The sequence below is a fragment of the Pseudoalteromonas luteoviolacea NCIMB 1942 genome (genome assembly GCF_001625595.1).
In the GTDB taxonomy this organism is placed as follows: Bacteria; Pseudomonadota; Gammaproteobacteria; order Enterobacterales; family Alteromonadaceae; genus Pseudoalteromonas; species Pseudoalteromonas luteoviolacea_A.
This window is the reverse complement of the sequence record NZ_AUXT01000054.1, coordinates 1-804: the sequence shown is the minus strand read 5'-3', so window position 1 is coordinate 804 and position 804 is coordinate 1. Positions and strand designations below refer to the sequence as shown.

Sequence of the window (804 nt, the reverse complement as noted above, 5' to 3'; positions counted from 1 at the left end):
CACACCCTAAATTGAAAACACTCAATCGGTTTTAAAAATAAAGAAAAAATAAAAATAAAGATGACATAATTGGAGTGTCCATATATGTCATGTGAAGTTAATGTGAAGTTATAACTATTCACGAGGTGACTAAAAATACGAAACTTGACGGGTTCAAGCTTCGCAAGGGTGACCATTACTATGTAGACGGTTTACACAAAGATCATATAGAAGTATTTGATAAACGAGGTAAGGCAAGAGGTGTTCTTAACTTAGATGGAACATTCAATGCTGACAAGAGTAAAAAAGCTATGTCTCGCTCGATAGAAAAATTGTTGAGGTAATTGTATGTTAAAACTGGATGAATATTACTCGGTATTGCTCGGGTACAACGAAGTCTTTTTCAATAAGGTTCTTCCAAGTGACGAATTGCAAGAGTTATCGCAGTCCGCATCTGAAGACTTCAAGGAAGATGCTGATAGATTCAATGTGTTAATAGAAAATCTATCAACAGATAAAACCAAGGAAGAGGCAGAATCCGCACTATCAGAGCTAATTGCTCTTGCAAGTGGGATGGAAGGATTACTGCGCAACGTTACCGACGATGCCCGTGACTTACTTCGCCAGAAATACAGAATGGAAGAAGATTAAAATGGTAACTATGTAAAAACCGCAACCTTTCAAAATGATCAAATTACCAACTTTGCCGGTAATTTGATCATTCCCGCCGGTTCTAAGGGGTATGGATGACATATATCTCGGCTTAAATATTGTGCACTTTCCTTAATAAAATACAAGAAATAAAGATGACATATATGGACACTC

Annotated in this window: 1 protein-coding gene; it reads left to right on the top strand. The window is 36.7% G+C overall.

Annotated features, from left to right (window positions below):
- The first annotated feature begins 327 nt into the window (after nucleotides 1–327).
- Nucleotides 328–630: a hypothetical protein gene (locus N482_RS04110; protein WP_063375871.1), complete on the top strand. Its 303-nt coding sequence runs from the start codon at nucleotides 328–330 to the stop codon at nucleotides 628–630.
- The last annotated feature ends 174 nt before the right edge of the window (nucleotides 631–804 follow it).